The organism is Paenibacillus sp. PK3_47 (assembly GCF_023520895.1).
Classification (GTDB): Bacteria; Bacillota; Bacilli; order Paenibacillales; family Paenibacillaceae; genus Paenibacillus_AQ.
On the sequence record NZ_CP026029.1, the window covers coordinates 5,945,219 to 5,970,699 of the forward strand.

Here is a 25,481-nt window from a genome sequence, read left to right on the forward strand (position 1 = left end):
AAATGTATATTTCCGGGCGGAGTGTAGCGGGCTATTTCTGTTGTTTACATGGAGAGGAGAGAGACATATATGTCAGCTGCACGCAAAAAACTGATTCTTGTCGGTAACGGAATGGCGGGGGTACGCGCGATAGAACATCTGCTCAAACTGGCTCCGGAGGCTTATGAAATTACTATTTTCGGATCAGAGCCGCATCCCAATTATAACCGCATCATGTTGTCCTCTGTCCTGGCAGGCGGAGCCGCAATGGAAGATATCATCATTAACGATCTGGAATGGTATAAAAGCAACAACATCAACCTGTATACGGGCCATACCGTTACTTCTATAGATACGGAACAGCGCAAAGTCACTACGGATAAAGGAATCGAAGCCCATTACGATGAGCTGGTCCTTGCAACAGGCTCTGATCCGTTCATGCTGCCGCTTCCGGGCGCAGATAAAGAGGGCGTTATAGCCTTCCGTGACATCAAGGACTGCGAGATTATGCAGGAAACGTCGAAGACGCATAAAAAAGCGCTCGTTATCGGAGGCGGTCTGCTTGGGCTGGAGGCGGCCAGAGGGCTGCTGCATCTCGGTATGGAGGTGTCCGTAGTTCATATCCATGATTATATTATGGAACGCCAGCTGGATGAAGCCGCCGCTGTAATGCTACGCAAGGAGCTGGAAGCCCAAGGCATGAAGTTTCTGCTTAAGAAACAATCCGAAGCCATTCTCGGCAAAAAAAGAGTCAAAGGCCTGCTGTTCGCAGACGGGACTGTGGAAGACACCGATCTGATCGTGATGGCAGTCGGAATCAAGCCGAATGTTGCGCTGGCACGGAAGAGCGGCATTGAAGTTAACCGCGGGATCGTGGTCAGCGATTATATGGAAACGAATATTCCCGGCATATATGCAGTCGGTGAATGTGCAGAGCACCGTGGAATTGCCTATGGGCTTGTAGCTCCACTGTATGAGCAGGGGGCGGTTCTCGCTAAAAAACTGGCAGGTGTGCCGACAGAAGGTTATGCCGGATCGGTTACATCGACCAAGCTGAAGGTGTCCGGTGTGGATGTGTTCTCTGCAGGCCGGTTCACCGAGCAGCCCGGTTCTAGGTCACTGCGTTATCAGGATGAGATTGAAGGGGTCTACAAGAAGCTGGTCATTGAAGATGATAAGCTGGTCGGCGCGGTATTGTTCGGAGATACGGGGGACGGGGCGCATTTATTCTCCATGATCAAGAACGGTGAGAGGATTAAAGGGAAGGAAAAAGAGCTGCTGCTCGGCATTTCCTCCGATGCGCTTGGTGCATCCAAAGGCAACAGGCTGGAAGGCATGGCGGATGACGAGATTATCTGCGGCTGTAACGGGGTGTCCAAGGGAGCGATTGCCGAAGCCATCCAATCCGGCGGCTGCACGAGTGTTGGCCAGATCAAAGCCTGCACCAAAGCTTCGGCATCCTGCGGCGGCTGCAAACCGCTGGTCGAAGGGCTTCTGCAAATGTATGCCGGAGATAATGTAGTAACTGTCAAAGAAGGCATCTGCGGCTGCACCACGCTTGGACGTGACGAGATTGTGGCTGAGATCAAGCGTATGGAACTGAAGACGGTGAAGGAAGTCATGAATGTCCTGGAATGGAGTAATGAAGAAGGTTGTCCGAAATGCCGTCCTTCACTGAATTACTATCTGGGAATGCTGTGGCCTGAAGAATATATTGATGAAAAAGAATCCCGTTACACTAATGAACGCTATCATGCCAATATCCAAAAGGATGGAACCTACTCTGTTGTTCCAAGAATTTACGGCGGGGTGACCTCACCGGCAGAGCTGATCAAGATTGCCGAGGTGGCGGTTAAATTCGATGTTCCGCTTGTGAAGTTCACAGGCGGCCAAAGGCTTGATCTGCTGGGGGTTAAGAAAGAAGATCTGCCGAAAATGTGGGAGGAGCTCGATATGCCTTCCGGCCATGCGTACGGGAAGACGCTGCGGACTGTCAAAACCTGCGTTGGCTCAACCTTCTGCCGCTTCGGCACCCAGGATGCGATGGGCATGGGAATCCGGCTGGAAAAGGCTTTTGAACGGCTGAATGCACCAGGCAAAGTGAAGCTGGCCGTCTCCGGCTGCCCCCGCAACTGTGCGGAAGCTACAATTAAAGACTTCGGAGTTGTCGCTATTGACGGCGGCTGGGAGCTTCATGTCGGAGGCAACGGCGGCGTGCATGTACGGGCAACAGACCTGCTGTGCGTAGTGAAGACCGATGACGAGGTTCTGGAATGGGCGAGTGCCTTCCTGCAGTACTACCGTGAGAATGCCGGCTGGAATGAACGGACTGCGCAGTGGGTGGAACGTGTGGGTCTGGACAGCATCAAGCAGGCGCTGGAAGATCCGCAGGAGCGGCTTGCGCTTGTGGAGAGAATACAGACTGCTCTCAGCGTGACGACCGACCCTTGGAAAGAAATTGTCAATACACCGGACCTGCGCAAAAATTTCGAACAAATCACTCAGCCTGCGACTGAGACTGTATAGGAGGCCACTGCCATGACGATGACCAAGATGCTGGTCGGTAAAGTTACAGATATCGATGTTAAAGGATCCCGCAAACTGCAGGTAGGTGATAAGGAAATTGCACTGTTCAAGCTGACAAGCGGAGAAGTGCTGGCTGTCGAGAATAAATGCCCGCATAAAGGCGGCGTATTGTCTGAGGGCATGGTCTGCGGCTCCAAAGTCCATTGCCCGCTTCACGACTGGCGGATTGATCTGCACAGCGGAGACGTTCAGGCCCCGGATACCGGGCATGTCACCACTTATGAAGTCGAAGTTGATCCGGATAGCGGTCATATCTATCTGACGATGTAATATAACTTAGGAGATTACAGAGGTGTTTATTATGGATTACGTCAAACCCGGTGAAGTGCTGAACTCGATGATCGAAGCCGGCAAAACCAAAGCGGAGCTGTCCGTCATGCAGTTGATCATACGCGGCGTTCTTGGCGGAATGATACTGGCATGTGCCACTACGCTGGCTTTTACAGCAACAGCCCAGACCGGTATACCGATGACCGGTGCGCTGATTTTTCCTGTAGGCTTCGTGATGATTATTCTGCTGGGGCTGGAATTGGTTACAGGCAGCTTCGCCATGATTCCGCTGGCCGTAATGGAGAGAAAAACAACTTCACCTCAGATGCTGAAGAACTTTCTCTGGGTCATTGCCGGTCATTTGATCGGCTGTGCAGTATACGCAGTATTGTATGGGCTCACCATCACCAAGATGGGAACCGATATGTCGAATCCGATGATCCAGACCCTGATCTCCACAAGTGAAACGAAGACGACCGCCTATAAAAGTATGGGAGCTGAAGGGATGGGACTGGCCTTCATCAAGGCGATTCTCTGCAACTGGATGGTTACGCTCGGCGCAGTTATGGCTATGACCTCCAAGTCCACCGCCGGCAAAATTGCAGCCATGTGGCTGCCGATCTTCACCTTCTTCGCTCAAGGCTTCGAGCATACCGTGGTTAACATGTTCGTTATTCCTGCCGGAATGATGCTTGGCGCAAGTGTCAGCTTTGCCGACTGGTGGATCTGGAACGGAGTGCCCGTTCTGCTCGGTAATTTTATAGGCGGCGTCCTGTTCACGGGCGTTCTGTTCTATCTGTCGCAAAAAGGAGTCAATTCCGGCGGTGCGACGGTCGTTTCCGGGGTTATGCCTGCCGTAGGCGGAAAAGGCGCGGTTAAGAAAACTGCAGTCATGGAGAAAAGCCTATGAAACAGGGACGTATTTCTATAGTAGGTGCGGGTCCGGGTGATCCCGAGCTGATTACGGTCAAGGCTATGCGCTGTATCCAGAACGCAGATGTGATCCTATACGACCGGCTGGTCAATGAGGAGCTGCTCGGCTATGGCCGTGATGAAGCGCTGCGGATCTACTGCGGCAAAGCACCTGGACAGCACTCCATGCCGCAGGAACAGACTGAAAAACTGATGATCAGATATGCTGCCGCCGGCAATCATGTGGTCCGCTTGAAGGGCGGAGATCCCTTGGTGTTCGGCAGGGGCGGGGAAGAAGCTTTAACCGCCGCTGCTGCAGGAATTCCGTATGAGATTGTTCCGGGTCTCACCTCGGCCATCGGGGCTGCAGCATCCTCCGGGATTCCGCTCACACACCGTGGTATAGCTGCTTCTTTTGCCTTTGTTACCGGCAGCCGCTGCAATGAAGACGGCGCCCCGGTCCGCTGGGACGCGCTTGCCCACAGTGTAGATACACTGGTCATTTATATGGGAGTTAGCCGGTTAAGCGAGATCCGTGAACAGCTTCTGCATCACGGGAAAGATCCGATGACACCGGCTGCACTGATCGAGAACGGCACCACTTCACGCGAACGTACAGTAACAGGGACGCTCGGCAATATTGACAAGCTGGCGGCCGCGATGAAAATTGTCAATCCCGCGCTGATCATCATAGGTGAATCTGTGAAGGTGAGGGAGCAGCTGCTGAGTCTGGAGAGGGCGGCACGCTCGCAAATCGGGTAAATAGTTATTATAATCAATGGATAACCCGCCTGCTTTCAGTTGGCGGTGTTATCCATTTTTTTACCCTTGTTATGTGAGTGCCGGATGGAGTGAGTCCCGTCACAGGAGATAAGCGTGATTCAGGGCTATACTTGCCTCATATGCTAATCTCAGACAGCCTGTTCCGAAGGAGAGGGAGACTTATGAAAGTACTATTGAACGAACTTACAACCCAAAGGCTGGAAGACAGCCTTGGCGGTCAACCCGGAAATTTCAAACTGTTCTATGATACGGAAGACTGCGGCTGCAACGGTATGCTGGTCATCATGATTGTTAAAGAGCCTAACGCGACTGATATCGTGTTCCAGCAGGAACCTTTTGTGTTCCTCTGTGACCGGCAGCAGGAGTCTTTATTCGACGAGGTGATGAAGCTGGAGGCGGACGAAGGTTATCCATCGTATAAGCTGACCAGTGATTCCACATTGTTTGGCAGCAACATCCGGGTGAAGGATGCACGGTAGGGGACTGAGTCACCATTTAACATCCTTGCGTCAGACTTATAGATGGATTAGTGGGCGCAGCCCCGGTTGATAGATGTAATACCTGCAGTTAAAATGGGCCTCTGAAGTTGTATTTAACTTTTAACTGCACTCTTTACAAGTATTTTGAGCAAAAAACCGCTTTTGAAGGAAAATAGTGGTTTCTAAGTGTACGAAGTGCAGCTATACCGTAAATACGGCTTCAGGCATCACTTTTAGTTGTACGAAATGCAGTTACCCACATGCGTATCTTATCGAAGACAGCAGAAGCCGCTCTCAGATTACTTGGGAGCGGCTTCTGCTATTTAACGTTTTCTTTAGACCTCAACCCTTAGTATGCTGTCCAGCCGCCGTCGGCCGTCACAACCGTACCATTGACAAAACTCGATTCATCCGAGGCCAGGAACAGCGCCAGCTCCGCGATTTGCTCCGGTTTGCCCATCTGCGGATTAAGTGCCATCCCGGGCTGGGTGCGCCCCATGCCGAACTCATTGATATGCGTCATGCTCGCGCCAATGTTCGTTTCTACTCCGCCGGGGGCAATGGCATTGCAGCGGACTCCCTGCTTGGCGTACATGAAGCCGGTGTTTTTGGTGAAGCCGACAACGGCATGCTTGGATGCCGTATAAGCCGCTCCGGCACGGGCTCCAAACAATCCGCCGACGGAAGCGACGTTGATGATCACGCCTGCCTGCTTGTCCAGAAATATCGGCAGTGCTTTGCGGGTGGCACGCATGACAGAAGTTGTATTTACCGCGAAAATCCGCTCCCAATCTTCATCCTTAATATCGCCGGCAGGCTCAAAATTGTCCATAATTCCGGCATTGTTAACCAGAATATCTAAAGTGCCATACGTGTTAACAGCCGCATCGATTAACTGGTCAATATCTGTTCCTTCAGCCACATTTGCTCTGACAGCAACGGCATCTCCGTTAGCCGCTTTGATTTCCTCCACAGTAACGGCAGCTGCTTCCTCGTGAATATCTGACACAATGACCTTTGCGCCTTCTTTTGCATACAGGATAGCAATTGCTTTACCCATTCCTGATGCAGCGCCTGTAACCACGGCTACCTTGCCTTGAAGTCTCATGTGTATCCTCCAATACTCGCTGATTTATACCATTGATTAGTATGGAGTTTATGGCATCTGCTTTATGCAGGATTAGCGGGGCAGTTGTGGAGAGTTTTTGACATTGAAAAAGTAAAAGGATGTAAACGCAAAAAACCACCCTGTGCGGGTGGTTCATCCGGCGTAAAGGTTTAATAAGAAGTCCAGCCGCCGTCCGCAGTAATTACGGTACCATTCACGAAGCTGCCCTCATCTGAAGCGAGGAATAATGCAACCTGGGCGACTTCTTCGGGTTTACCTGTCCGCGGATTCAAGGCCAGCCCCGGCTGAGTCCGGCTGATGCCGTATGGGCTGATGCTTGTCATGCTGGAGCTGATATTGGTTTCCACGGCACCGGGTGCGATGGCATTGCAGCGGATCCCGTGAGGTGCGTACATAAATCCGGTGTTTTTGGTAAACCCGACAACCGCGTGCTTGGAAGCAGTATAAGCTGCACCTGCGCGGGCACCGTTCAATCCGCCAGCCGAAGCGACATTAATGATTACACCGTTTTGTTTTTCAAGCAGAATTGGCAGGACCTTGCGTGTTGCCCGCATGACGGACGTTGTGTTAATGGCAAAAATCCGCTCCCACTTGTCATCCTCGACCTCGCCGGCCGGCTCGAAGTTATCCATAATTCCGGCGTTGTTCACCAGGATGTCAACCGTCCTGTAAGTATTAACAGCGGTATCGATCAGATTCTGGATATCTGCTTCATCAGCAACATTTGCCTTGACGGCAATGGCAGTGCCGCCGCTGGCAGTGATCTCTTCAACCGTGGCATTGGCTGCCTCCAGATTAATATCTGACACAATGACCTTTGCGCCTTCTTTGGCGTATAAAGCGGCAATGGCCTTGCCCATTCCAGAAGCTGCTCCCGTAACTACGGCTACTTTATCTTGAAGTCTCATGTAAATACCTCCGATTCAGCTTGTGTCTATCGCTTATTCATTCATAGTATAATTAATTTAAATTAAACTCTTCAATATGCAAATTTGAAGCAAAATGGCTGTTATTCAACAGAAATCACAATAATGTTCATTAACTTAAATTTTCCGCAAGAGGAGGGGCACTTTTGACTCTAACAACTCCAACCACAGACAGACGAATCAGCAAATCAAAAACCGCCCTTAAGGATGCTATGATCCGTTTGCTGCATCAGAAGGATTTTAAAGAAATATCCGTAACCGATCTTGTGCAGCAGGCGGATTTGAACCGCGGAACCTTTTATAGACATTATCAGTACAAAGAGGATCTGCTTGACGATATACTGGATGATGTAACAACAGATCTTATCCATTCCTACAGGGAGCCTTATCTGGGCAGCGAGACCTTTGATGTCAGTGCAATGAACGCTTCAGCTGTAAAATTGTTTGACCACGTCTACAGGCACGCCTATTTTTACACGCTTATTCTGCATTCAAATTCGCTGTCCGGAATGTACAATCAAATCTGCAAAGTGCTGATAAAGCTTGCTCTGCAGGATCTCACAGACACACGCCGGGCAGAGCAAAAGGTCAACCTGGAGCTTCATGCCAGTTATCAGGCTTATGCTATTTTTGGGATGATTGCAGAATGGGTCAACGGCGGCTTTAAGTACAGCTCACAGTATATGGCCGAGCAATTAGTGGAGTTCATTCACCTGAATCAATCCGGAGTGGTTATCAGGCCCCGGATATCAGAGCTCCGTCTGGAAGATTACCTCCATTTTAACTAAAACCCTGTACAGAAAGGGCTGAAACTTAAGTTATGAAATTTATCGGACTGGATATCGGGACAACCTCCATAACCGGACTTGTATATGATTTGGAATGCAGGGCTGTACTTCACGCGGTAACAGAGCAGAACAGCAGCGGGCTCCAGGGCACAGGCATGGAATGGGAGATACTGCAGGATCCTGCAATCATTATCGATATTGTGGAAAAGATACTGCAGAAGCTACTCACGTTCCAGCCTGAAATTGCGGGCATCGGCCTGACGGGACAAATGCATGGCATCCTATACATCGGCCAGGACGGACAACATGTTAGTCCCCTGTACACCTGGCAGGATGGCCGGGCCGGACTTCATATCCGTAATTCCGTATCCTATGCGGAAGAGCTTAGTGAACGCAGCGGTTACCGGATAGCGCCGGGATACGGGCTCGCGACGCATTATTATAATTTGCAGTGTGGGCTTGTACCGGGGAGTACGGTCCATTTATGTACGATAGCTGATTATGCAGCTATGAAATTGACCGGAAGTCACGTCCCGCAGATCGATGCTACACAGGCTGCTGCTATTGGCGGTTACAGTTTCTCTATTGGAAGATTTGACCCGGACGCCTTATCAAAGGCTGGTATAGACGCTGCAATCCTGCCGCAGGTGGTTCCTTCAGGAACAATGGTTGGGGGAAGTGAACAAGGCATTCCGGTATATGCATCGCTAGGAGATAATCAGGCCAGCTTTCTGGGCAGTGTTCCGCTGCCGGACGAGTCTGTACTGCTGAATATCGGAACGGGTAGCCAGCTGTCGCTGCTGATGGCAGATGATACTTGCCGTGCAGAAGGAATGGAAGCCCGGCCCTATCCCGGCGGAGGCGTTCTAATGGTTGGGGCAGCGCTCAGCGGGGGCAGGTCTTACGCCCTTCTGGAGAATTTCTTCCGTCAGCTCATTGGGGCATATAACGGCAAGGAGCCTGCAGAAGCTTATTCGTTAATAGCGGAGCTGATGACTGCAGAGTCTGAATGTGGCGGTAATAGCGGTCTTGCCGTAAACACGCAGTTTCTGGGAACTCGCAGTGATCCGCTGGCCCGCGGAAGTATAGAGGGAATCTCCCTGGACAATTTTACACCGGGCAAAATGGCGCATGCTTTTCTTCGAGGAATGATCGGCGAGCTGCATGGTTTTTACACAGAGGTTACCGGGAGCGGCATCCCTGCCTATAAAACACTGGTCGGTTCCGGCAATGCTCTTCGTGCCAACCCGGTATTGTGCGCCAAGGCACAGGATACCTTTGGGCTTCCGCTTATGCTTAGTGCATCACAGGAGGAGGCGGCAGTGGGTGCGGCATTGTGCGCAGCAGTAGGGGCAGGACGGATTGGAAGTTTTCGGGAGGCGGGGCAGTATATAATCACAAAAGGGAGGTCAGACCAGTAAGTGCTGGTGACCTCCATTAAGAACCGTGATATCCGGATGATTTTCACGGAGAAGTATTTCTGACGAATGAGAAGGGATGTCCTTACCGGTCCATGTTTGACCGTTCTTTCGAGAAAGAGGGCATCGACAGCATCACTTACCTGGAATTTCAAAGTGCCGAAGCGATCAAACAATGTGCCATTTCGGGCATCGGCATTGCTTTTCTTCCTGAAATTGTAGTGGAGACGGAGATCGAACGCGGAGAGCTTGTTGCCCTTCCATGGCTGATCCCGGACCTGAGGGTGTATACTCAGATGCTGTGGCATAAAGACAAGTGGCTTTCACCCATCATACTGTCTTTCATTGAGGCATCCAGAGCGGGTTTTGCGGGACAGGTGAGGGATACAACCGTTTAACACAGGGTAGTAAAAATCTCCTGTTCTTTTATTCTATCCCCGCAATCCCCGCGCCCTCCAAAGCGGACTTGCCATACATCCAATAAAAATCAATAAATTTCCCGCTAAGGTTATCAAAAATACAAGGCGCGGACTGATGAATTCTGAAATCCAGCCCGACGCCATGATGGCGAACGGCATCCCCAGCTTGAATATAGACCCCGTAATCCCGCTGACCCGGCCGATAAGCTGGTAAGGTGTGGTCTCCTGGCGGAACGTCCAGATGCTTACGGTGCTGATCGTTTCAAAACAACCATACAGGAACAAGCCAAGCGCAAGTATATAAGCGGAATTTGTCAGATAAAAAATGATACTGGTTAATCCGACGCATAAGCTCGATAACGTGATTAGCTGCCCGACTGCCAAATACCGGCGTAATCTGCCGATCAGAATACTGCCTGCCAGGCCTCCGATCCCTGCTGCCGAGAAGACGATGCCGAGCTGGGCATTGTCAAGGTTCAGTACATCTTTGGCGAAGAAAATAATCGTAGTATCCACCATTCCGGACGTACTGTTCAGAAATACAACAGCAACCGTCATGCACCACAGCAGCCGGTTCGTGCGAAGCTCAGTCCAGCCTGCATGAAGCTCTTTCCAGAAGCCTGCGGGCATTGCAGTTCGGGGCTTAACCTCTTCATCCGTCTTTATAAACGCCAAGATAACAAAAGCGAACACAAAAGCAATAGCGGTCAGCAGCAGCGCAACGTGAATATCGGGAAGCATCAGCAGGATTCCGCTTAGCAGCGGACCTGCAATTCCTACAAAGGTCGTCACAAAGTTATAAGAAGCATTGGCAGAGGTCAGCATGGAAGCGGGCAGCGAATGTTTGACCATGGCGACCCGTGCGTTGGAATAGGCATATCCAAAGGTCATCAGCAGAAATCCGGCGATATAGAACAGCACAACGGATTTACTGCCATTTTCAACCGAAATGTATAGACCGGTGAGAATAACAATTTGGACTGCAATCGCTGTTAATGACCACCGTTTTTTATGGACCCGGTCCACAAGAACGCCAATGAACATGGCCAACAAAAGATTAGGCAAAAATTCAATGCCCCGCATGGTAGACATAACAATAGAAGACCGGGTGAGATCATAGAGAATCAGGGGCAGGGCAAGCTCATAAATTTTATTCCCGAGTGCCATAACGGCACCTGCAACCAGCAGGATCATAAAAGCCGGACTGCGCCATACGGAAGGATGTCCGGGTACTTTCACAGTGTTGTCAGTCATCATTTTATACACGCTCCTCTTTACCAATTGAACTGACCAAATTATACTTTTGTAAAAGAGGAAGTAAAAGTGAAAGGTTGAACTGGTTTTTTCGCCTTTTAGAGGAGTGCAGAGGTATGGAGATGGGAGATTATTACCTGCGGTTAAAAAAAGAGTTTAGGCATCGTAAACACGGGGAATGGTTTCCAGTAACTATGGGCGAGCTGTCAGCTGCTATGGATTGTACACGCCGTAATGCCCAATTCCTTGTGCAAAAGCTCAAAAATAACCGGTATATTGACTGGAAGCCCGGGCTTGGGAGGGGAAATATATCTCAGCTTGCTTTTTTGCGGAATGCAGAAGAATTAATGCTGGATAGAGCGCGTAACCTTGCGGCCCGTGGACAAATCAGTGAAGCGTTGGCGCATCTTGCATCATGGGAAGACGAATCTGTGCATGCTGAATTCCGGTTATGGCTGGGAGAGCAGTTTGGTATACAGCAGAAGCGCAGCGGGGAGGAAGCGGATATTTTGCGGTTTCCCTTTTACCGTCCGGTACCTGATCTGGATCCGCTGCAAGTAATCCGCAGAACTGAAGCGCATTTCATCCGCCAGATTTTTGATACCCTGGTTCAGTATGAGCCGGCAGAGCAGTGCTTGAAGCCCGGACTGGCGCATCACTGGGAGTATGAGGAAGATTATAGGAAATGGACTTTTTATCTGCGTAAGGGCGTGAGATTTCACCACGGAAAAACGCTGACGGCAGGTGATGTACAGTATACATTTCAAAGGATACAGCAGCAGCGTGGTGTACAGGATTGGCTGGCCGACAGTATACAGGAAATGGAGATTCTGAGCTCCACCCGTATCTGCTTTTATCTGCGTGAGCCGAATGCGCTATTCGCCCATTTTATCGCTACAGAGAGATTTTCCATTGTACCCGATGATCTGGAGCAGCGCTCCTTAAGACGGGATTTTACAAGGCTTCCTGTAGGGACAGGCCCTTTTGCCATCAGCGCTAATAATGAATCCGTCCTTGTACTGGAAGCGAATGAGCGCTATTATTCAGGACGCCCGTTTCTGGACCGCACAGAAATGTGGGTGTGGCCGAATTACGAAGAGGTTTTGCCTGAAGGGGTACAGACGGACAGTGAACTGCAATTGCTTTATTTTGAGGCCAATAGCAAAGGCGCGGCGGATCAGACACTTTATCAGTTGGAGACGGGGAGTACAGTCCTCACGTTCAATTTGTCAAAAGAAGGGGTACTGCATGATGAACGCATCCGCCAGGCAGTACATCTGGTACTGGACCGTCAGCGGATGATCCTTGAACTGCAGGGGAAACGTCAGCAGACTGCCTCCGGTTTTGTTCCTGGCGATTATGACCCCATGTATACCGGCGGCTGTTCAACCAACGCAGCCAGAGAGCTGCTGAATGCTTCTTCCTATGCGGGTCAAGTGCTGGAATTGTACACCTACGAGTTTTTTAGCAATGAAGAAGACGTATTATGGATAAAGCGGGAGTGCGGCAAGATTGGGCTGAAGCTTAACATTACAGTGCTTCCCATCCGGGAGCTGCATTCGGCAGCCCATCTGGACGCTGCAGATATGATCTACGGCGGGGAAGTGTTAAGTGATGAACCCTCCATTACACTGATCGAAATGTACCGTACGCCGAATGGATATATCCGTAGCCATCTGGACCCGGAATTGCGTATAGCGGTGGATATTATGATCTCGGAGGCACTGAGGGAGGCAGAACTGACGCAACGGATGCATATTCTCGGGAAAATCGAGCGTGAGCTGAAACACCGGAGTAATGTGCTGTTCATCTACCATAGCCTGCAGTCTGTTGGTCACGACCAGTCCTTCCAGGGTATGTCGATGAATGCCTGGGGCAAAATCAATTATAAGGATGTGTGGGTAAAGTAAAATCCCGGTAAATGCCGACTTTTCTCCTTATGAACGGGAAAACTCCCGTTGAATTCGCAGGAACCTGGCTTATATGCGAAATGAACGGGAAAACTTCCGTTGAATTCTAGCAAAGCAGCCCCCTTTGCAAAATCAAAGGTATAAATACCTTTGAATCCGAGGCAATCAGCCACATTAGCAAAATTAAGGGTACAAATACCTTTGAATCCGATGAAATCAGCCACATTAGCAAAATCAGAGGTATAAGTACCTTTGAATTCACAGAAATCAGTCACCGCAGCAGAGTTAGCCCAGGTTAGCGAAAAAGGGCCAGTATATTAACCTAATATTAGTTTTTCTTAATCTACTTTTCCATTGTCAGATCAACTCCCACCGCTGCTCATAACAATTAAACGTAGGCGGTATGCTTCTTTACAAGTCACCTTTTAAACGTTACTCAACCACGCTTCACTTCACCCGGCGTTGATACTCCTTACTGGTTCAGGCAAATCCAACTTTACTCATCTTACCTGCCTTACTGACTTAACCTTACTCACCTCACCTTACTCACCTCACCTAACTTCCTCGTCTACCCAACACAACTTGTCTACCCTATCTTAACCGCGTTGCACCTAGTCCCTCACTACCGATCCACCCTCCAGTTAATGGATTAATATCCCATAAAACTTGCCCATGAGAAAAATAATTTGACAATAGAAACATCACCCATTATTTTAGTATATATAAAATGAGTTTCTGTAGGGAAACATTCTTTCGTTCGTGAATAATATTTAGATTACAACAATATTTAGTACGGGAGGAGAAACAAGATGAGACAACAACGGATGGGGAGAACGAGGACACTCAAGGCCGCGGCACTGCTGGGACTCACATTGCTGGTTACAGCTTGCGGGACAAATACAAATGGCAATGGGGATGCAGCTGCAGGCTCGGGAGATAACAGAATTACAATAGTGACAACCATCTCACAGATTGCCGATCCCATTTCAGTCATCGGGGGTGATAAGGTGGATGTGCTGAGCCTGATGGGACCGGGAGTGGATCCGCATCTGTACAATGCCACACAGGGAGATATTGCGAAACTGGACCGGGCGGACCTGGTGCTGTACAGCGGACTGCATCTGGAGGGGCAGATGAACGAGGTGTTCGAGGAGATCGGTAAAACGAGACCGACACTGGCTATCTCTGAGAGTATTCCGGAGGAGGAATTGCTTAAGGACGAACAGGGGGACATCGACCCCCACGTATGGTTTGATATGGACCTGTGGAAACAGGCGCTGGACAACGCAACCGAGGAATTGAAACAGCTGTCCCCGGAGGACGCTCAATATTTTGATGACAACCGGTCAGCATATTTCGCCCAGCTGGATACCCTTAATGCGGAGTCGAAGGCGAAGCTCGCGGAAATTCCGGAAGGCAAGCGGACCCTGGTTACGGCACATGATGCATTCGGTTACTTCGGGCGGGCAAATGGTATCGATGTTGTCGGCCTGCAGGGGCTGAGCACGGAAGATGAGATTGGAGTCTCCGATATCAATGACACCATATCTTTGCTCACCCAGTACAATATACCGGCTGTTTTCGTAGAGAGCAGCATTAATCCGAAATCGATTGAAGCCGTCATTGAAGGCGCCAAAAGCAAAGGGCTGGAGGTTAAGGTCGGCGGAGAGCTCTTTTCCGATGCTATGGGTGAAGCTGGGACTCCGGAAGGCACTTACCTGGGCATGTATAAACACAATGTAGAGACGATCTATGCTGCACTGAGTGGAGGAGGAGAATGAAATGAGCGATGTCATTGTTGAGAACCTGAGCGCCTCTTACCGTCAAAATAAAGTGCTGCACGATGTATCCTTTCAGGTTCATCCCGGCACGCTGACAGCCATTATCGGCCCGAACGGGGCCGGAAAATCCACACTGCTCAAAGTTATGCTGGGGCTTCATCCCAAGCTGTCAGGGACCGTATCCTTTTTCGGTACCCCTTTCTCCAAAGTAAAATCCCGTATCGGCTATGTGCCGCAGAGAGGTTCGGTAGACTGGGATTTTCCAACGGATGCGCTTGATGTAGTCATGATGGGACTGTACGGAAAGGTGGGCTGGCTGAAACGGCCGAAGGCTTCGCACCGGGAGCAGGCGATGACTGCACTGGAACAGATGGGAATGGCCGATTACGCACACCGTCAGATCAGCCAGCTGTCCGGGGGGCAGCAGCAGCGGGTGTTTTTGGCCCGGGCACTTGTCCAGAACTCGGATCTGTATTTCCTGGATGAGCCCTTGGCGGGTGTGGATGCAGCTACGGAAAAAGCGATTATGACAACACTCAACCAACTGAAGGAGCGGGGCAAAACGGTGATGGTCGTCCATCATGATCTGCATACGGTAGAAGAGTACTTCGACCATGTACTGCTGCTTAACCGGACGATTGTGGCGCATGGAAGGACTCAGGAGGCTTTTACCAAAGACCAGGTCTACCGCGCTTATGGCGGAACGCTCCGCTGGATCGGAGGGGCGTAATGGACTTCGCCGGACTTTCACCAAACACACTATGGGTATTGTTCAGCACTTTAATTCTTGGAGTCGCCTCGGGTCTGATCGGATGCCTGGCCTACTGGAAACGCCAAAGCCTGATGAGTGATGCCCTGTCCCATGCGGCGCTGCCGGGAATTATCATTGCGTTCTCGCTCACCGGAACCAAAAGCGTGCCCGTTCTGATGGCCGGAGCGGCGCTTAGCGCGTTTATCGGCTTTCTTTTTATCCAGTGGATCCAGTCTTCCACCAAAATTAAAGAAGATACCGCCATGGGCATCGTATTATCGATCTTTTTCGGACTCGGCATTATGCTGCTGTCTATCGTGAACCGGACGGCTGGCGGCGGGCAGAGCGGACTGGACCATTTTATCTTCGGGCAGGCTGCTTCCATGACGGGCAAGGATGTCCGGACGATGTCTGTGCTGGCCTTCATAATCATTGCAATCATCTGGATCGGATTCAAAGAGTGGAAGCTCTACCTGTTCGATGCTGATTTTGCCAGAGGGCTGGGGATGTCCGGGCGGCTAATGAACGGAATTTATATGGCACTGCTGATTCTTGTCATTGTTATTGGTATCCAGGCGGTAGGTGTGATCCTGATGGCTGCCCTCCTGATTATCCCCCCGGTTAGCGCGAGATACTGGACGCATTCTTTTAAAACCATGCTGATTCTCTCGGCGGTATTTGGCGGAGGTGCGGGAGCTGCAGGCACTTGGGTAAGTACGCTTGGAAAAGGCTGGCCTACCGGTCCGTTCATCGTGCTGCTCTCGTCATCATTGTTCCTTGTATCGCTGATCTTCGGCTTTCAAAAGGGCTTGGTGGCCAAACGCCTTCAGCTGAGAGCACTTAAAAAGCAGTCCCTGCCGCCGCTGCCATCCCATATGCAAAAGGGGGAGATCTGAGATGATAAGCTACACCGGCTGGATTCTGCTGACGGCGTCACTTGTCGGATTAACCTGCGGGATTATCGGCACCTTCCTTATTCTGAGAAGAATGGCGATGATGGCCGATGCCATCAGTCACAGCGTGCTGCTCGGAATCGTCGTCGCCTTCCTGATCACAAAACAGCTCAGCGGCGGTCATATGTTAATCGGCTCAATTATTGCCGGCCTTGCAACAGCGGTGCTCGTCCAGTTTCTGCATTCCCGCGGTGTCGCACAGGAGGCTTCGATCGGGGTGGTTTTCACCACTCTTTTTGCGGCCGGCGTAGTGCTGATTGCCACCAAAGTGGGGAATGCGCATCTGGATGTGCAGCACGCCCTGATGGGGGAGATCACCTTTGTTCCCTGGAACAAAGTGAATGTTCCGTGGATTGGCGAGGTGCCGCAGGCTACATTGATGCTGTCCATCGTGCTGGTTATCGTGCTGGCCGTAATTCTCGCTTTTTATAAAGAATGGAAAATCACCTCGTTCGATCCGGCGCTGGCTGCGAGCCTCGGCCTTCCGGTTGTGTTCATGCACTATCTGTTCATGACACTTGTATCTGTAACAACTGTTGCGTCGTTTGACGCTGTTGGCGCTATCATGGTCGTAGCCATGCTGATTACACCGGCGGCTTCAGCCTACCTGTGGACCGAAAAGCTGTCGGTCATGCTGCTGCTCAGCGCCGGGTTTGGAGTGCTGTCAGCTATTACTGGTTATTACATCGCCGTCTGGCTGGATACCTCAATCTCGGGGTCGATGGCTTTTGCCACCGGGATTGTGTTTCTGGCCAGCTTCATCGGTTCGCCAACCAATGGCGTATTCTCCAGATATTTGCGGGCAGCAGTGGTGGCGGAGGAATAGGGGGAGACGGAACTGCAGGGGAACTAAAAAAACGCCTCTGTTTTATTGCTCATATGCAATGGAAACAGGGGCTTTTTGCTATGCGTAAATTTGTATTAATACTTCAGCGCATGCGGGAATTGGAGCAATATGGCATTACGGATCATATCGGCCATCATCAGCGCTTGACGCTCGATCCGGTCATAGATCTGAATGCTGGCCTTGTAATCTTTATTGAGCATGGCAACCGCTTCTGCCTGGGTTAAGGCAAGGTGCTCATAGAACATCTTCTTGAATTCCTCTTTGGGCAAGTAAGAGAGGATGCTGCTCAGGAAGCTGATAATTTCGTCTGCGTTGGCATACCATTTCTTTTCTGCAGCAGCAGCGCTACTTGTATCTCCTGCCTTGGCTGCTTTCACAAGATCGGCTGCAATGCTCAGATGTTCCGTGATTAAGCGGGTGTACGTGTTACCAATGTTTTCTCCAAAAAAGGGCTTGAACGCGTTCCCCATATCCGGAGCATTCTGCAGAAGACGGGCCAGTACGGCATCTGTGTCAGGCAGCCCGAATACCAGGCTCGTAATGGCCATGCGTGTCCATGCAACATGCTGCTCCCACAGCATCCGCATGTGGTTTTTAAACTCAATCTGGGCTTTGGTCAGGCAAATCAGTTGGGGTCTTGCGTAAACAGGGTGAAAACCGGGCGAGGCATAAGGATACATATCATTAATCCTCCCTTGAATATGGTTATAGTATTGTATGGGGAGTTCGCCCAGGTTGTTCTTGGTACAAGGAGGATGTTCATGGAAATTAGTGTGAAAGACACAATCGTCCAATTGATTCAGGGTGATATTACTAAAACTACTGTCGATGCCATAGTAAACGCAGCCAATACAAGTTTGATGGGTGGGGGCGGTGTAGATGGTGCCATCCATAGAGCTGGCGGAAAAGCAATATTAGAAGAGTGCATAAAGATCCGCAATCAACAGGAAGGCTGTGCAGTCGGAGAAGCGGTAGTAACAACCGGAGGGAACTTGAATTGCCGCTTCGTCATTCATACCGTTGGTCCCGTCTGGAACGGCGGAATGAACAATGAGGAAGATAAGCTGAGAAACTGTTACAGGAATTCTTTAAAACAAGCTGATTTAAACGGAGCTGCAAGCATTGCTTTTCCAAATATAAGTACAGGCATATATAACTACCCGAAAGATTTAGCCTGCAATATAGCCATAGACGAAGTATTTAACTATTTCGTAAATAACGATTCAGAAATTAAGAGGCTCGTATTTGTATGTTTTGATGATGAAAGTTTTGCAATATATGAAAATGAACTAGTAAAGTATGATCATCATGATTGACGCAACGATTGTCCGTGTCCAGCAGCATGGAGCGGGCGCGAAAGCAGGGCCTTCAACTAGCAATTGGGCATACCTATGGCGGATGAACGGCCAAAATTCATGCGGCTGTTGTTGCTTTGGGCATTCCTGTAGGCTTTGAGCAGACCGGTGGAAATTGCCGCGACTCGGTAACTGGACACGAGTTGCTTAGTCAGATGGAGTGAACAAAAAGGAAAGCCTCGACAGATCGTGCTTACGATACCGATCAGCCGTAAACGCTTAGAATAAGCATTCAAGGAATATGCTGATTTATCCAGTTAACTTAAGACCACAAGCAGAGGGTGTTTTTAATCACTTTGAAGGGGATTATCAATCCTAATTTAATATGGTATAATACAGTACAACGTGGTATATGATTATATAAAGATGTATACATTAAAAAAGAGCAAGGATGTTCGCGCATCCTCACTCTTACAACAGTCCGCTTTTAAGGGCGGCAGCTTAGAACTTAGGGCTACCAGAAAGAATAGACCGTTATCCTTTGGACAGGGCGGTCTATTTCTTTTTGTGGAAAGAGAGTATCAAAATCACCAACGTTGCAAATTGAATCATCAACGTCAATGTATCTTTTACTTCCACAGGCATCACCTCCCTTCCGGGAGATTAGCCGACCGCCCATATTAGCCATACTGTTGATAATATATTATACCATATTAATACAAGTCACACAGTTAAATAAGAGTTTTAACTTATCATTTAGATATTTACTCAGATCATTTAAACTGCTGCAGTTACAAATACAAAAAACGTATTTTAAAACCTGCTGTAAAGCAAAGAATGCTTTAGCAGCAGGTTTTATTATGGTTATAAGCTCAAGAGGTGCTGGAACCGGCAACAACGGATTCAATGTACGGCTTTTTTATTAAAGGCGTGTAGCGGGTAAAAGAGGCCCGTTCCCGGTGTTACTTTTTAAAGGAGCCGTGCTGGAACACGAATAGTTTTACGGGCTTAGTAGAATGAACTTGAAAATATCCTATAAGGAATTAGTGACGGAGGAGAAGTTTGGAACTGTAGGAGCGATAGCGTCCGCCTTTGTCTGCGGATTTTAACCGAGCAGTGGTATAAAAATGAGAAATCTGCAGACAACAGCGGCCGGAAGTCCAAACATTCTCTGGAGTCGCGACCATTCCAAATAGAAGAATCCCCAGTACTTTAATCGAACAACTCCTGATCAACTACCCTTATTCCGCAAAAAAAGCCCGGCCAGCTTCTGCTGACCGGACCTGCTATACATACGATGAATCCAATTATCTAGGAGACAAAGTAAACTTGAACGAATACGGACGGTTAGCCGGCAAGGTAAACTCCGTATGAGTTGGAGCGCCCCAGCTGTCGTCGCCGCCGACACCCATTTGCTTGTAATTTACCCGCAGGACAGTTTTATTTGAAACAGGCAATTTGTAGCCATGGTCGTTCGCCTCCAGCTCCTCAGGACTCCAAGGAAGAGCATTGATCTCAAAGAGGATGGCACTGTCAAAATAAAGTCCCGGTCCATCCGCACCTTCTGAGATTGAAGCATAACGCACATCCGTCTTGTTGCCGCTCTCCTGCGGCTTGAGGTAAGGCGTGAACTGGTCGCTTACCTTGCCGTTGTAACGGCCGATGGCTGCGCTCTTTTGTCTGTCCCAGTAGTTCTCATGCGGTCCGCGTCCATACCAGGAGATGGTATCCAGGGACGAATCCAAGGTGAACAGCATACCGAATTCAGGAATCTCCGGCAGGCTGCTGAAGCCCGGGTTCAGCTCCTGGGTGATTTCAACGGCGCCATCCGGACGGATTTCATATTTCACAAACAGGATGGAATCCGGATTAGTGGGCAGCTGGTACGCGGCGTTCACATATACTACACTGCCTTGAGTCTGATAAGAGAAGCTGAGGAGCGTCCGGTTGTAGGAAGCGTCTCTCCATACCGCGCAACGCTCGTGCAGCTTGTTCCCCATATCATTGTCGGTCACCGCTCTCCAGAAATTCGGTCTGGCCGGCTCAAGCAGCAGCTCTCTGCCGGAGGATTGATAAGATACCAGATCTCCGTTTGCTGTATTAAAGCTAAGTGCAAAGTCTGCACCTTCAATCTGCAGCAGTTCAGCTTGTTCGGTTACCTGCGGTGCTTCTCCTGCAGGAGCAGGGAGGAGGACAGCGGTGCGCGGAACCAGAACGAATTGTTCCCAGGCCATTTCATGGTTAGCCTCTGCCCAGGCAGCAGCAGCGGTCTGCACAAAGCTGACAGTCAGCACGGCTTCCTTTTCTTTACCCAAGGCATCAAGGTCATATGGAAGGATACATTCAACTGTTTCTCCAGGTGCCCCTCCGATACGCAGAGACCCGGATTGCACAGTGTCACCTTCCAGACTGATTCTCCACTGCAGCTCATATTCTTCGATGTCGGTGAACAGGTACGTATTGCGCAGGCTAAACACACCTTTGCTCAGGTCAACAGCCGAAATAATGATGCTCTGGTAGCATTTCTTAACCTCTAACAATTTCGGAGTGACTGTACGGTCTGCGAACAGCAGGCCGTTGCCGCTGAAGTTGCCGTCATGCGGGTTTTCGCCGAAATCGCCCCCGTAAGCCAGATATTCCACACCCTCCGGAGTTTTCGTGCGGATCGCCTGATCGACCCAATCCCAAATGAAGGCACCCTGTATAACATCATATTTATCGAACAGTTCGGTGTACAAGTGCAGGCCGCCGCAGGAATTGCCCATCGCATGGCTGTATTCACAGAGAATATAAGGCTTTTGCGGATTGTTTTTGGCATAAAACTCAACCTCATGCGGTTTGTGGTACATCGTAGACTCGATATCGCTGGCCATGTCAGAAGCTCTGTAGTGGAAAGTACCTTCATAATGAACAGGACGGGTCGGGTCCGCTTCCCGCAGATAATCATGCATGGCAATGAAGTTGTCACCGCCAAAGGATTCATTCCCCAGCGACCAGATGACGACTGACGGATGGTTTTTGTCTCTTTGCATCATGGAGTTGCAGCGGTCTATAACATTGGCCAGCCATTCCGGTCTGCTCGCGGGAACATTGAAGTCATTGAGCTCTTGCTGCCCGTACTGCCAGGAACCGTGGGTTTCCAGGTTGGTCTCGTCAATTACATATAGGCCGTACTCATCACACAGCTCATACCATACAGATTGATTCGGGTAATGGGAGGTCCGCACAGCGTTAATGTTATGGGACTTCATGAGCAGAATATCTGTGATCATATCCTCTTTGGAGAGGGCGCGGCCGGTGTCGCAGGAGAATTCATGGCGGTTCGTACCTTTAAAGACGACACGTTTGCCGTTGATTTTCATGAGGCCATCCTTGATCTCGAAGGAACGGAAGCCTACCTTGCAGCTCACTGCATCCTGTACCTGTCCCTGCTCATCCACGATTGTCAGAACAAACGTATACAGATGCGGCTTCTCCGCGCTCCACAGCTTAGGTTTCTCCACGGGTGCAGATAGCTTGAGCTGCTGAATTTCGCCACCATCGAAGTAGACGGGTGCGCTAACTGTTGTAGACGAAATTTTATTGAGTTTGTCATCGTAGAGCTGCATCTGCAGACTTAATGACCCCGGCTTTTGTCCATAATAATCTTCCAGCGTAACATCGACATTCAGATCCGCATTGACAAAATCGGAATCCAGATCGGTACGGACGAAGAAGTCGGCAATATGCACAGACGGCGTAGTATACAGATAGACATCACGGAAGATCCCGCTCAGCCGCCAGAAATCCTGATCTTCCAGCCAGCTGGCATCACACCAGCGGTAGACTTCAACTGCCAGCTTGTTCTCGCCTTCACGCAGATAAGCGGTAATGTCATATTCGGATGGCGTAAACGTATCTTCACCGTAGCCTGCCAGCTCACCGTTGACCCATACGTAAAATGCGGATTCAACGCCCTGGAAGCTGAGGTATACCGGCTGTCCGTCCCAGGACTCGGGTACAGTAAAGGTGCGGACATACGAACCTACCGGATTATATTTGGTCGGAGCAAAAGGCGGCTTCAGATCAGGCTCAGACACAGCCCACGGATAACGCACATTGGTATATTGAGGGTAATCATAACCCTGGAACTGCCAGTGAGAAGGGACAGGCATGTCTGCCCAGCCGCTGCTGTCATATTCTGCAGTATAGAACTCCTTAATGCGCTGTTCAGGTGTTTCGGAGAACGAAAATTTCCAAGTGCCGTTGAGTGACTGATAATAGGGAGAAGATTCTTTGCTGCCTTCAAGTGCCTGTTCCACAGAGGGATAGGACATCTTCGAGGCATGTGCCTTCATCCGGTTGAGTTCAAAAATCTCCGGGTTGTTATTCCACTCGGGGTAACCGTTGGCAGGGGGCTGGTAATCTAGCTTCTTGCGCACTTTAACATCTCCTTGTATTGTTATATTCATATTATAGATTGAAGAATGTCGGGAATATATAAAAGGATATTATTAAAATATATCAAAATATGAAACAGGTGAAGCGTGATGGAGAGCAAGCTGGTTTTTTGTGAAAATGATGAAATGATGCTGCTGCCGCTGTATGCCACAACGATTGGCTTCTGGGAACATCAGGTACAGACTGCACGGGAGGCGGGTTTTCCGGATTATCAGATGCATCAGATTCTGGAAGGCAAAGGCGAGCTGATTGTCGGGGACAAACGCTATATTGTCGGGCCGGGAGAGGTTTTTTTTCTGTACCCGGATATTCCGCACGAGTATACTCCGATCAGCCGGGAATGGAAGCTGGCCTGGATTTCTTTTAACGGGAGGGAAGCCGCCCAGATGCTGCTGTATGCAGGCATTCGTGAGTCCGGCCCCGGGAAATTGCGCTCGGAGGCTTTCCTAGAACCTCTGCGGGAGATGCTGCTGCTGCCGGATGACAATGAGCTGGGAGTTAATCTGGAGCGGAGCAAGCTGTTATTTGCGCTGCTGCTGGATTTGAAGCAAAGGCTGCTGCCTGCCACGAATCATGAGGATGAAATGGAACGGATCCGGCCTGTGCTGCGCTATATTGAGCTTCATCTGCACCAGCCGCTTGTGCTGAAGGACATGGCGGAGGTTATTAAGGTGTCACCGCAGTATTTATGCAGGCTGTTTCAGCGAACCGTACGCGAACGTCCGGTAACGTATATCAACAAGCAGCGGATCAACCGCAGCAAGCAGCTGATGTTCAGCATCCGCGGCAAAAAAATATATGAAATCGCCCAGGAGGCGGGCTTTGAGAATGTGAGTTATTTTTGTGCGGTGTTTAAAAAGGTTACCGGCATGAAGCCGGAGGAGTTTAAAAGATTGCATGGATTGGATTAAGCGAATACAGAAATGAACCTTTTTCCCGCCGGATTTGTCTAAAGTCTTGTTGGCACCCGACAGGTCCATCTGATTGTGATAAAAAATAAAAGCGGGGGATTCACTGTGTCTGTTATGCTGGCTATGCACGTCGGTACACATTTGCTTGCAGGATGTTTTATAGCTTCCTTTGTATTTATGCGTCAAGATATTTCTTTTAAAGATAAGCTGATGATTCTGGGACTTTCAGCCTTTTTCGGCATCTTTCCCGATCTGTTGGGAACACGCGATACTTCGCCATGGTCTCATTCATTAATCGTAATGGGAATAGTCATGGTTCCAGTAGTGTACCTGTTAAGATTTTTTCTGCAGAAATATTCTTATCCAATGCTGTATGTATGCTTCGCGGGGAGCGTAATGGCGCACATTTTCGTTGATTATCTGGGACATGGGGTGCATTTAATTTATCCGTTTTCCAGGCAAGCCTATACTTTGCCGCTGATTTATCTCGGAGACCCTACGGTATGGGTGCCTATGCTGCTTGGTGTTGTTATTTTCATCCTGCCTGTAGTGTTCAAAAGAAAACTAATAATGAATACACTATTTGCTGTGTTCATTGTCATCTACCTTGGTCTAAAGCTTGCAACAGTTGCACAGATTGAGCAAAGTATCTCTCAGAAGCTCACACTAACGGAAGAGGCGGGTGTAAAGGTCTATCCTTTAAGCGAATATCAGGTAACCAGCATGACGGATTTTTGGAAAATGGGGTTTGATGTCATTGATAAGCAACGTTCTGTTAGAGGTATCGTGCCGCTCCTGGGCGGAGATCCGCACCTGCATGTGAATGTCTTTTATTTGATGGAGGGTGACATTGTCGTAAGTAACACTGGTAAGGATGGGATCGAAGAGGTGTATCGTGTGCCAGCTTCTAATCGTGAAACCTCACTGGAAGTAACAGAGGAGTCGAAAGTGGATTCTGCCGGAATAATTATGGCTCGGGACCGGAATGGGAATACCCGGGAGTTTATTTTCAGGAATGGGAAATGGGCGCCTTGAGCGTCGCAATCATTATGTGTCCATCTATAACCCGGAGGTGCCTTATGAAGAAGATTATTGAGAATTACTAGCCGGTGATTATAATTAAATTGCATGAATATCCAACTGGGAAAGGGATTAGACGATGATATTTATTACCAAGAAAAACATACATAAACTGATTGAACCTTATAGAGAATCTGACATGCTTGTCTGCTATTCCACTCCACAAAGCTTCTCGGCCTACAGCAGCCGGGCGATATTATTAATCAATAATAGGAAGGTAATTATCCTTTTTCTCAATCTTTTTTCTACTAAAGTCATCCAAAAGGTTGAATTTGAAGCCGCTGAATTAGAAGAACAGAATTATAATCCGGGCTATGCATCTTCCGCCATATGGTCGTTTAAAATAAAAGGAGAGAAATGGAAATTCAGAATCATCAAAAAAATCCTTACGCTCGGCTCTATGCAAAGGGAGTTTCTTGATTTTTTGCAGCAAAATACATAAATTAGCGCTTGGGCAGTCCGCTGTTCTTCCTAGAAATTTTTCATGATTACTTGATTTGTATAAAAGAATGTTTTATTGTAGACATTAGAGATCCTTAATTGATCTTATTGAGCGTCACAGCAGTAAAG

Annotated in this window: 22 protein-coding genes and 1 pseudogene; 17 read left to right on the forward strand and 6 right to left on the reverse strand. The window is 49.3% G+C overall.

The window, feature by feature from the left end; all coding sequences use genetic code 11:
- Nucleotides 1-69 precede the first annotated feature (69 nt).
- From nirB to C2I18_RS25995, 5 genes are all read left to right on the forward strand, one after another.
- Entirely contained in the window at nt 70-2,505 is a 2,436-nt protein-coding gene (gene nirB, locus C2I18_RS25975) for a nitrite reductase large subunit NirB (RefSeq protein WP_249898601.1), read from the forward strand.
- Nucleotides 2,506-2,523: 18 nt separating this feature from the next.
- Complete coding sequence (gene nirD, locus C2I18_RS25980; RefSeq protein ID WP_249902248.1) at nt 2,524-2,835, forward strand: nitrite reductase small subunit NirD; 312 nt, start codon at nt 2,524-2,526, stop codon at nt 2,833-2,835.
- 31 nt (nt 2,836-2,866) lie between these two features.
- Nucleotides 2,867-3,745 (forward strand): formate/nitrite transporter family protein, encoded by an 879-nt coding sequence (locus tag C2I18_RS25985; RefSeq protein ID WP_249902249.1) that lies wholly within the window; start codon nt 2,867-2,869, stop codon nt 3,743-3,745.
- A complete protein-coding gene (cobA, locus tag C2I18_RS25990; RefSeq protein WP_249898602.1) occupies nt 3,742-4,509 on the forward strand; it encodes a uroporphyrinogen-III C-methyltransferase in 768 nt (255 codons plus the stop codon). The genes C2I18_RS25985 and cobA overlap by 4 nt, the downstream gene beginning before the upstream one ends.
- A 182-nt stretch (nt 4,510-4,691) precedes the next feature.
- Nucleotides 4,692-5,009, forward strand: a complete 318-nt coding sequence (locus C2I18_RS25995; protein WP_249898603.1) for an iron-sulfur cluster biosynthesis family protein — start codon at nt 4,692-4,694, stop codon at nt 5,007-5,009.
- Nucleotides 5,010-5,358: 349 nt separating this feature from the next.
- Here C2I18_RS25995 and C2I18_RS26000 read toward each other — a convergent pair whose 3' ends face one another.
- Nucleotides 5,359-6,117, reverse strand: a complete 759-nt coding sequence (locus C2I18_RS26000) for an SDR family oxidoreductase (RefSeq protein WP_249898604.1) — start codon at nt 6,115-6,117, stop codon at nt 5,359-5,361.
- Nucleotides 6,118-6,287: 170 nt separating this feature from the next.
- A complete protein-coding gene (locus tag C2I18_RS26005; RefSeq protein WP_249898605.1) occupies nt 6,288-7,046 on the reverse strand; it encodes an SDR family oxidoreductase in 759 nt (252 codons plus the stop codon).
- A gap of 164 nt (nt 7,047-7,210) precedes the next feature.
- Here C2I18_RS26005 and C2I18_RS26010 point away from each other — a divergent pair, with 164 nt between their 5' ends.
- The 3 genes and pseudogenes from C2I18_RS26010 to C2I18_RS26020 all read left to right on the forward strand — a co-directional run.
- Nucleotides 7,211-7,852, forward strand: a complete 642-nt coding sequence (locus C2I18_RS26010; protein WP_249898606.1) for a TetR/AcrR family transcriptional regulator — start codon at nt 7,211-7,213, stop codon at nt 7,850-7,852.
- 32 nt (nt 7,853-7,884) lie between these two features.
- Nucleotides 7,885-9,273 (forward strand): sedoheptulokinase, encoded by a 1,389-nt coding sequence (locus C2I18_RS26015; RefSeq protein ID WP_249898607.1) that lies wholly within the window; start codon nt 7,885-7,887, stop codon nt 9,271-9,273.
- 35 nt (nt 9,274-9,308) lie between these two features.
- Nucleotides 9,309-9,668, forward strand: a pseudogene (locus C2I18_RS26020) (substrate-binding domain-containing protein); the annotation flags it as partial.
- A gap of 33 nt (nt 9,669-9,701) precedes the next feature.
- On the opposite strand, the gene C2I18_RS26025 reads toward C2I18_RS26020, so the two are convergent.
- Nucleotides 9,702-10,946, reverse strand: a complete 1,245-nt coding sequence (locus tag C2I18_RS26025) for an MFS transporter (RefSeq protein WP_249898608.1) — start codon at nt 10,944-10,946, stop codon at nt 9,702-9,704.
- Nucleotides 10,947-11,059: 113 nt separating this feature from the next.
- Between C2I18_RS26025 and C2I18_RS26030 the strand changes: the two genes are divergently transcribed.
- The 5 genes from C2I18_RS26030 (at nt 11,060) to C2I18_RS26050 (ending at nt 17,164) form a co-directional block, all read left to right on the forward strand.
- Nucleotides 11,060-12,853 (forward strand): ABC transporter substrate-binding protein, encoded by a 1,794-nt coding sequence (locus C2I18_RS26030; RefSeq protein ID WP_249898609.1) that lies wholly within the window; start codon nt 11,060-11,062, stop codon nt 12,851-12,853.
- An 809-nt stretch (nt 12,854-13,662) separates the two neighbouring features.
- The gene (locus C2I18_RS26035) at nt 13,663-14,634 is read left to right on the forward strand and encodes a metal ABC transporter solute-binding protein, Zn/Mn family (RefSeq protein ID WP_249898610.1); all 972 of its coding nucleotides are present in this window, start codon (nt 13,663-13,665) and stop codon (nt 14,632-14,634) included.
- Nucleotide 14,635: 1 nt separating this feature from the next.
- Nucleotides 14,636-15,364 (forward strand): metal ABC transporter ATP-binding protein, encoded by a 729-nt coding sequence (locus tag C2I18_RS26040; RefSeq protein ID WP_249898611.1) that lies wholly within the window; start codon nt 14,636-14,638, stop codon nt 15,362-15,364.
- Nucleotides 15,364-16,281 (forward strand): metal ABC transporter permease, encoded by a 918-nt coding sequence (locus C2I18_RS26045; protein WP_249898612.1) that lies wholly within the window; start codon nt 15,364-15,366, stop codon nt 16,279-16,281. Before C2I18_RS26040 ends, C2I18_RS26045 begins: the two co-directional genes overlap by 1 nt.
- Nucleotides 16,282-16,285: 4 nt before the next feature.
- On the forward strand, nt 16,286-17,164 hold the full coding sequence (locus C2I18_RS26050) for a metal ABC transporter permease (protein WP_249902250.1): 879 nt from the start codon (nt 16,286-16,288) through the stop codon (nt 17,162-17,164).
- A gap of 95 nt (nt 17,165-17,259) precedes the next feature.
- Here the strand turns inward: C2I18_RS26050 and C2I18_RS26055 are convergent, their stop codons facing one another.
- Nucleotides 17,260-17,865 carry an acetylglutamate kinase gene (locus C2I18_RS26055; RefSeq protein WP_342760322.1) on the reverse strand — a complete coding sequence of 202 codons (606 nt, stop codon included), beginning with the start codon at nt 17,863-17,865 and terminating at the stop codon, nt 17,260-17,262.
- Nucleotides 17,866-17,940: 75 nt separating this feature from the next.
- Here C2I18_RS26055 and C2I18_RS26060 point away from each other — a divergent pair, with 75 nt between their 5' ends.
- On the forward strand, nt 17,941-18,501 hold the full coding sequence (locus C2I18_RS26060) for an O-acetyl-ADP-ribose deacetylase (RefSeq protein ID WP_481857959.1): 561 nt from the start codon (nt 17,941-17,943) through the stop codon (nt 18,499-18,501).
- A 534-nt stretch (nt 18,502-19,035) separates the two neighbouring features.
- On the opposite strand, the gene C2I18_RS29860 is transcribed toward C2I18_RS26060, so the two are convergent.
- Both C2I18_RS29860 and lacZ read right to left on the reverse strand, forming a co-directional pair.
- On the reverse strand, nt 19,036-19,125 hold the full coding sequence (locus C2I18_RS29860; protein WP_481857843.1) for a putative holin-like toxin: 90 nt from the start codon (nt 19,123-19,125) through the stop codon (nt 19,036-19,038).
- Between the two features lie 662 nt (nt 19,126-19,787).
- Nucleotides 19,788-22,901: a beta-galactosidase, LacZ type gene (lacZ, locus tag C2I18_RS26070; protein ID WP_249898613.1), complete on the reverse strand. Its 3,114-nt coding sequence runs from the start codon at nt 22,899-22,901 to the stop codon at nt 19,788-19,790.
- Nucleotides 22,902-23,009: 108 nt separating this feature from the next.
- Between lacZ and C2I18_RS26075 the strand changes: the two genes are divergently transcribed.
- The 3 genes from C2I18_RS26075 to C2I18_RS26085 all read left to right on the forward strand — a co-directional run bounded on the left by C2I18_RS26075 (nt 23,010) and on the right by C2I18_RS26085 (nt 25,353).
- Nucleotides 23,010-23,831, forward strand: coding sequence for an AraC family transcriptional regulator (locus C2I18_RS26075; protein WP_249898614.1), 822 nt, complete (start codon nt 23,010-23,012; stop codon nt 23,829-23,831).
- Between the two features lie 114 nt (nt 23,832-23,945).
- Complete coding sequence (locus C2I18_RS26080; protein WP_481857960.1) at nt 23,946-24,866, forward strand: metal-dependent hydrolase; 921 nt, start codon at nt 23,946-23,948, stop codon at nt 24,864-24,866.
- Nucleotides 24,867-24,990: 124 nt separating this feature from the next.
- A complete protein-coding gene (locus C2I18_RS26085) occupies nt 24,991-25,353 on the forward strand; it encodes a hypothetical protein (RefSeq protein ID WP_249898616.1) in 363 nt (120 codons plus the stop codon).
- The last annotated feature ends 128 nt before the right edge of the window (nt 25,354-25,481 follow it).